The sequence below is a fragment of the Streptomyces sp. NPDC090499 genome (assembly GCF_044769305.1).
Classification (GTDB): domain Bacteria; phylum Actinomycetota; class Actinomycetes; order Streptomycetales; family Streptomycetaceae; genus Streptomyces.
In genome coordinates this window covers 20,728-27,314 of record NZ_JBIVXP010000023.1, presented here as the reverse complement: position 1 = coordinate 27,314, position 6,587 = coordinate 20,728, and the positions used below count along the sequence as shown (strand labels likewise).

At 73.6% G+C, this 6,587-nt stretch carries 8 protein-coding genes; 3 read left to right on the top strand and 5 right to left on the bottom strand.

Features of this window, described 5'->3' with window-relative positions; all coding sequences use genetic code 11:
- The first annotated feature begins 216 nt into the window (after positions 1–216).
- Genes ACIQVL_RS44925 through ACIQVL_RS44915 form a run of 3 tightly spaced genes read left to right on the top strand, consistent with a single transcriptional unit; the run spans position 217 to position 2,010 of the window.
- The gene (locus ACIQVL_RS44925) at positions 217–675 is read left to right on the top strand and encodes a helix-turn-helix transcriptional regulator (protein ID WP_403478456.1); all 459 of its coding nucleotides are present in this window, start codon (positions 217–219) and stop codon (positions 673–675) included.
- 34 nt (positions 676–709) lie between these two features.
- Positions 710–1,141 carry a VOC family protein gene (locus ACIQVL_RS44920; RefSeq protein ID WP_403445503.1) on the top strand — a complete coding sequence of 144 codons (432 nt, stop codon included), beginning with the start codon at positions 710–712 and terminating at the stop codon, positions 1,139–1,141.
- A 2-nt stretch (positions 1,142–1,143) separates the two neighbouring features.
- A complete protein-coding gene (locus tag ACIQVL_RS44915; RefSeq protein WP_403478412.1) occupies positions 1,144–2,010 on the top strand; it encodes a class I SAM-dependent methyltransferase in 867 nt (288 codons plus the stop codon).
- Positions 2,011–2,013: 3 nt separating this feature from the next.
- On the opposite strand, the gene cseC is transcribed toward ACIQVL_RS44915, so the two are convergent.
- The 5 genes from cseC to ACIQVL_RS44890 all read right to left on the bottom strand — a co-directional run bounded on the left by cseC (position 2,014) and on the right by ACIQVL_RS44890 (position 6,507).
- Entirely contained in the window at positions 2,014–3,366 is a 1,353-nt protein-coding gene (cseC, locus tag ACIQVL_RS44910) for a two-component system sensor histidine kinase CseC (RefSeq protein WP_403445508.1), read from the bottom strand.
- Positions 3,367–3,377: 11 nt separating this feature from the next.
- Positions 3,378–4,082, bottom strand: a complete 705-nt coding sequence (gene cseB, locus ACIQVL_RS44905) for a two-component system response regulator CseB (RefSeq protein WP_403445511.1) — start codon at positions 4,080–4,082, stop codon at positions 3,378–3,380.
- Positions 4,083–4,154: 72 nt separating this feature from the next.
- Complete coding sequence (locus ACIQVL_RS44900; RefSeq protein ID WP_403445514.1) at positions 4,155–4,826, bottom strand: hypothetical protein; 672 nt, start codon at positions 4,824–4,826, stop codon at positions 4,155–4,157.
- On the bottom strand, positions 4,814–5,353 hold the full coding sequence (locus ACIQVL_RS44895) for a SigE family RNA polymerase sigma factor (RefSeq protein ID WP_351317777.1): 540 nt from the start codon (positions 5,351–5,353) through the stop codon (positions 4,814–4,816). Before ACIQVL_RS44895 ends, ACIQVL_RS44900 begins: the two co-directional genes overlap by 13 nt.
- 278 nt (positions 5,354–5,631) lie before the next feature.
- Complete coding sequence (locus ACIQVL_RS44890; RefSeq protein WP_403445516.1) at positions 5,632–6,507, bottom strand: A/G-specific adenine glycosylase; 876 nt, start codon at positions 6,505–6,507, stop codon at positions 5,632–5,634.
- Positions 6,508–6,587 lie beyond the last annotated feature (80 nt).

The following is a 6,587-nucleotide window of genomic DNA, read 5'->3' as shown; positions in this document are numbered from 1 at the left end:
CGCCGGGCGCCCCGCGCCGGGGGCGGGGGGGGGGGCGGGGGGGCGGCGGGGGGGGGGGGGGGGGGGGGGGGGGGGGGGGGGGGGGGGGGGGGGGTGGGGGGGGGGGGGGGGGGGGGCGGGGGGCCCCCCCCCCCCGCGCCCCCCGCGTCATCGGCTTCCGGCCTCGTCCGCAAGCGCCGGACGGGCCGGTTTCCTACCCTTGGCCCCGTGGACAAACTGCGGCAGCTACGCCTCGCCAAGGACGCCATGGACCGGGACTGGGCCGACCCGGCGCTGGACCTCGACGCGGTCGCCGCGCACGCCGGGTACTCGCGGTACCACTTCCTGCGGGCCTTCAAGGCGGCGTACGGCGAGACCCCCGGCCAGTACCTGACGCACCGCAGGATCGAGCGGGCGGAGGAGCTGCTCCGCAGCGCGGACCTCGGCGTCACCGAGATCTGCCACCTGGTCGGCTTCAGCAGCCTCGGCACCTTCTCGGCGAGGTTCAAGGCCCGCACCGGGCTCAGCCCCACCGAGTACCGGACCGCACACGTCGGTCGCGGCGCCTCCCTCATCCCCGGCTGCTACGCCCTGCTCTGGGCCGGCGGGTTCCCGGTCAGAAGCGCAACTTCCGAGAAGCGCGGCCCGGCCCCGGCTGCCTACGGTGACGGTCAGGAACAGCGACCGCCCGGCTGAAGTACCGAGGCCGGGCAGGCAGGAGAGCGGAAGCATGATCCAGGGCCTGGCCATCACCACCGTGTGGACCTTCGACCAGCAGCGCACCAAGGCCTTCTTCACCGAGAAGCTCGGCTTCGAGGTGCGCGACGACATCGCGATGGGCGACATGCGGTGGATCACCGTGGGCGCCAAGGACCAGCCCGGTGTCGAACTCGCCCTGATGCGCCTGGACGGACCGGGCCTGGACCCCGAGTCCGCCGAGGCGCTGCGCAGGCTGGTCGCCAAGGGGGTCATGGGGGCCGGCGCCTTCCGCACGGACGACTGCCGCGGCGACTACGAGACCTTCAGCGCACGGGGCGTCGAGTTCGTCCAGGAGCCCAAGGAACGGCCCTACGGCGTCGAGGCGATCTTCCGCGACGACAACGGCAACTGGTACTCGCTGACCGAGCGGAGCGAAGAGCTCGACTTCTCCAAGGAGTTCTGAGCATGCCGACGGAGACCGGGCCCGACCACACCGCCGTCCGCACGGCACTGTGGCGGGCGCTGCACCTGCGCGCCGACGCGCCGCCGCACGTCATCGAGGACGAGGTCGGGCTGCGGCTCGCCGCACCGGACGCCCAGGACGGCGGGGGCTGGCGGGACCGGCCGGACATGGACGTCGAGGCGACCCGGCGGACCCGGGCGTCGATCGTGGCCAGGGCGCGGTTCGTGGAGGATCTGGTGGTGGTCCGGGCCGGGCGCGGCGGGGTGGACCAGTACCTCGTCCTCGGCGCCGGGCTCGACACCTTCGCGCAGCGCCGGGCCGCCGACGCGGTGGCCGCCGGGCTGCGGGTGTTCGAGGCGGACCGGCCCGGGGCCGTGGCCTGGAAACGGCGGCGGCTGACCGAGCTGGGATACGGGGTGCCCGACTGGCTGACGCTGGTTCCGGTGGACTTCGAGGGCGACTGGTGGGGGCAGCTGGTGGCCGCCGGGTTCGATCCGCGCCGGCCGGCGGTGGTCGCGTCCACCGGGGTCACGATGTACCTCACGGAGGACGCCGTCGCCGCCACCTTCCGGCACCTGGCGCGGCTCGCCCCCGGGTCGACGCTGGTCACGACGTTCCTGCGGCCGATCGAGGACGTCGAGCCGGACCAGCAGGAGCAGCTGCGGGTGGCCCAGCGGGGCGCGCGGGCCTCCGGCACGCCCTTCCTGAGCTTCTACGCGCCCGAGCGGATCGTGGCCCTGGCCCGCGAGGCCGGCTTCCGGGAGACCCGGCACGTCCCGGCGGAGGAGCTCGCCGACCGCTACTTCGCCGACCGCACCGACGGACTCCGCCCGTCCCGCGGCGAGGAACTCCTGGTGGCCTCGACCTGAGGGTCAGCGGCTCCCCGTCTGGGTCGGCCCGGGCAGCATCGGGTAGCTGCCGGTGGCCGTCGGGGCGTGCTCCGGGAGCCACAGGACGGCCACCGCACCCTCCGCCGGGATGTGCGCGGGTGCGCCGGCCGGGCGGATGTTGCGGAAGGTCAGGCGGGCGCCCAGGACGCGGGCCTGGCCCGCCGCGATGGTCAGGCCCAGGCCGTGGCCCTGGCCGGCCCGGTCCTCGCTGCCGGTGCGGAAGCGGCTCGGCCCCTCGGCGAGGAGTTTCTCGGGGAAGCCGGGGCCGTGGTCGCGGACCCGGATGACCCGGCCCTCGACGGTCACCTCGATGGGCGGCTTGCCGTGCCGGGCCGCGTTGGCGAGCAGGTTGAACAGCACCCGCTCCAGCCGGCGCGGGTCGGTGGTGACCTCCGACTCGTGCACCACCCGCACCTCGATCTCCGGGTCCTTCGCGGCCACCCGCCGGGCCACGAACTCGCCCAGCATGATGTCCTGCAGCTCGGCCCGCTCGGAGGCGCTGTCGAGCCGGGCCACCTCCAGCACGTCCTCGACGAGGGTGCGCATCGCCTTCGCCCGGTCCAGGACCAGCTCGGTCGGACGGCCCGGCGGCAGCAGCTCGGCCGCCGTGAGCAGGCCGGTCACCGGCGTACGCAGCTCGTGCGCGATGTCGGCCGTCACCCGCCGCTCGGCCTCAAGGCGCTGCTGCAACGCGTCCGCCATGGCGTCCACGGCCCGCGCCAGGTCGTCGGTCTCGTCCCGTACGACCCCGCCGATCGCCTCCCGCACCCGTACGTCCGGCTCGCCCTGGGCGACCTGGTTGGCCGCGGCCGCCGCCTTGCGCAGCCGGACCGAGAGCTGCCCGCCGATCAGCACGCCGAGCGCGCTGCCGCCGAGGACGACCGCGATGGACCCGATGACCAGGGCCTGGTCGAGGTCCCTCAGCACGTCGCTGCTGCGGTTGGCGAAGGTGCTGTGCAGGGACAGCACCCGCCCGTCCTTGGCCTGCACCGCGGCCCAGATGTCCGGCGCGCCGCTGCCGTGGTCGATGACGTCGGTCGCCCGGCGGCCCGCGTCGACCCGCTCGCGCAGGGCGGGCGGCAGCCGTGGGTCGTCGACCTTGACGTCGGGGAAGTTCGCCCTCCCGTACAGCTCGTAGTTGCGCTGGCCGATCTGCAGCCGCTCGTTGGCCAGCTCGCGCGCGTTGTCCAGCATCGAGACCCGGGCGGCGTTGTGCACCACCAGGCTCAACGCGATCGCGACCAGCGCGCCGACCAGCGCGATCGCCGCGCTCAGCTTCCATCTGAGTCCGGTGCGCAACCCCGGACCCCGGTACCGGCTGGAGAACCCCCGCATGACCGCCTCGCTCAGGCCTTCAACTTGTAGCCGAAACCGCGGACCGTCTCGATCCGGTCCTGGCCGATCTTGGTGCGCAGCCGCTGCACGTGGACGTCGACGACGCGGGTGTCCCCGCCCCAGCCGTAGTCCCAGACACGTTCGAGCAGCTTGTCGCGGGAGAGCACGGTCCCTGGGGCCGAGGAGAACTCCAGGAGCAGCCGCATCTCGGTGGGCGTCAGCGCGACCGGCTGCCCGGCCCGCCGCACCTCCATGCCCTCGGTGTCGATCTCCAGGTCGCCGAAGGTGAGCAGGCCGCCCGTCAGCTCCGCCGCGTCCACGTGCGGTTTCTCGCCGCCGCTCGCGTGCCCGAAGCGGCGCAGCACCGCCCGGATCCGGGCGACCAGGACGGCCCCGTCGAACGGCTTGGTGACGTAGTCGTCGGCGCCCGCCTCCAGGCCCAGCACCACGTCGATCGAGTCGGCCCGCGCCGACAGCATGATCACCGGGACGGTCGACTCGTCACGGATGCGCCGGCACAGGCTCACCCCGTCCAGGCCCGGGACCATCACGTCCAGCAGGGCGATGTCGGGCCGGTCGGTGCGGAAGGCGTCGAGGCCCGACAGACCGTCGGGCATGGCGGTCACCGCGAAGCCGTCCCGCTCCAGGGCGAGCTGGGTGGCCTCGCGAATGACGTCGTCGTCCTCGACGAACAGGACGTGGGTCTGGTCTGCCATCCCGGCTCTCTCGGTGGTCGGTGGTCGGTGGGGGGATCAGGTGGGTACGGTGGGTGCGGCTGGTCGGCGGGCTCAGTTGGCCGGGGAGGGCACCGGTGTGGCGTCGTCGTCGCTGCCCGCCGCGTTGCCGTAGTCGGTGTGGTGGAAGTCCTCCTGGACGAACCGTCCCCCGGACCAGCCGTAGGTGATCACGTTCTCGCCGGAGGGGCTCGACACCGGGTCGCCCTTCTCGTACACCTGCTTGGTCACGCTCAGGTCGCCCCGGTCTATCTCCGCGTAGACCGGGGACTCCTCGGCCTTGAAGACGTTCTTGTAGGCGCCGCTCTCCCTGCGGTACACGTACGCCCCGACCCCGACCGCGTCACCGCAGGTCAGGACGTTCACGACGATGTCCTCGACCGGGCCGCCGGTCAGCTCGCCGTACGTCACGTCGACGGGGTACTCGTCGCCCGAGCACGGCTTCAGGTCCCGCTTCACCGTGGCCGAGACGGCCGGGTCGGCCTTCACCAGGGCGACCGCGTCGACCTTCTCGTACGTCTGCGACGGGTTGGGTGAGGGGGCCTTGGCGGCCGGGGCGGGCGCGACCGAGCCGGCGTGCGCCGGGCCCTCGTCACGGGCTCCGGTGCCGCCGGTGCCGCAGGCCGCGGCGAAAAGGGCGAGGGCGGCGAGCACGGCCGTCGCCGTGATCACCGCCTGTGCACTCGCCGGGCCCCTGCTGGGCCCTGTGCCGGTCAGGCCGCGCAACGCTCCCGCTCCTCACGCTCCAGCGCGCGTGCGTCGAGGTCGCGTGACTCCAGCTCCTCGCGGAGCCGGGCGAGCGCCCGGTGCAGCGTGCTCTTGACCGTTCCGGCCGACATGCCGAGGGCGGCGGCCGTCTCCTCCGTGGACATCTGCTCCCAGTGTCGCAGCACCACGACACTGCGCTGCTTCGGAGCCAGCACCTTCATGATGTCCATGAGGAGAGCACGGTCCGCGTGCTGCTCGGTGGAGTCCTCCACGCGGGCGTCGGGCAGCTGCTCGGTCGGGACCTCCTCCAGCTTCCGGGCCCGCCACCACTCGGTCCGCGTGTTGATCATGACCCGGCGCAGGTAGGCGTCCGCGAGCCTCTTGTCCTCGATGGTCTCCCAGCGGCCGTACGTCCGGACCAGCGCCGTCTGCAGCAGGTCCTGGGCGTCCGTCGGGTCCGGGACCAGCCGGCGGGCGCTGCGCAGCAGCGCGTCCTGTCGAGTGCGGACGTACTCCTCGAATTCGAGCACCTCGCCCTGCGCCATGATCAACCGCCTCCCGATCCCCGTTTTCCCCGGCCCTGCGCCTGAGTTCCTGCCGTCCCGCGGTCCTGGCGGGCACAGAAACGAAGCTACGGACCCGTTGTCACGGGGCTGTGCGGAGCAGCCTTCGGGTAGCAATCGGCTGTCCGTCGGTTGTGTAACGGAAGTAGGTTCGGGGTAAGCGGGCACAGGCTTATGCCCGGCTATGCGGCGATCTGGTACGGAGGTGGGGGTGCGGTGGGGCCGTAACAGAGCCCCTGCTCCTGTGATGTGCCTGTACGTCAGCTCAGCGGAAGCCGGTACAGGCCGCCCGCGAGCGGCTCCACCAGGCCGTCCGAGACCAGCCCGTCCAGCGCGCGGGCCCGCTGCACCGGCTCGTGCCACACCCGGTCGAGCGCCGTCTGCGGCACCGGCGTGTGCGCCTCCCGCAGGACGGCCAGCAGCTTGCCGCGCACCTGCCGGTCGGTACCGGCGTACGTCTGCCCGCGCCGCGGCGGCCCCTCGTGCTCCGGCTTGCCGGCCAGCCGCCAGGCGCACTCCCCGGCGATCGGACACCGCTGGCACGTCTCGTTCTTCGCCGTGCACACCAGCGCGCCCAGCTCCATCGAGGCGGCGGCCCAGCGGGCGGCGATCTTCTCGTCCGGGGGCAGCAGCTCGCGGGCGAGCTTGCGCTCGGCGGCGGTGGTGGCGTTCGGCGGGTACTGCACACCGGTCACCGCCCGCGCGAACACCCGCCGCACATTGGTGTCCAGCACGGCGTGCCGCTGCCCGTACGCGAACGAGGCCACCGCCGCGGCGGTGTACTCGCCGATGCCCGGCAGGGCCAGCAGCTGCGCGTGATCCGTCGGTACGTCCCCGCCGTGCCGTTCCGTTATGGCGACCGCGGCGCCGTGCAGCCGCAGGGCGCGGCGCGGGTAGCCGAGCCGGCCCCAGGCGCGGACCGCCTCGCCGGGCGCCTCCGCGGCGAGGTCGGCGGGGCGCGGCCAGCGGGCCAGCCACTGCTCGTACACGGGCAGGACCCGGTTCACGGGGGTCTGCTGCAGCATGAACTCGCTGACCATCACACCCCACGGGCCCGCCTCCGGGCGGCGCCAGGGGAGGTCACGGGCGTGGGCGTCGAACCAGGCGATCACAGGGGTGTGAAGCTTCTCAGTCATGGCCCTTCCGATCCTGCCACGTCCGGCGACGGGTGGGGTGGACGTGGTTCGCGGCGAGGGCGCGGCGGAGTCGGGGTTGA

Coding starts and splice junctions, on each gene's coding strand:
- ACIQVL_RS44920 (WP_403445503.1), top strand. CDS start 710: ATGATCCAGGGCCTGGCCATCACCACCGTGTGGACCTTCGACCAGCAG.
- ACIQVL_RS44915 (WP_403478412.1), top strand. CDS start 1,144: ATGCCGACGGAGACCGGGCCCGACCACACCGCCGTCCGCACGGCACTG.
- cseC (WP_403445508.1), bottom strand. CDS start 3,366: ATGCGGGGGTTCTCCAGCCGGTACCGGGGTCCGGGGTTGCGCACCGGA.
- cseB (WP_403445511.1), bottom strand. CDS start 4,082: ATGGCAGACCAGACCCACGTCCTGTTCGTCGAGGACGACGACGTCATT.
- ACIQVL_RS44895 (WP_351317777.1), bottom strand. CDS start 5,353: ATGGCGCAGGGCGAGGTGCTCGAATTCGAGGAGTACGTCCGCACTCGA.
- ACIQVL_RS44890 (WP_403445516.1), bottom strand. CDS start 6,507: ATGACTGAGAAGCTTCACACCCCTGTGATCGCCTGGTTCGACGCCCAC.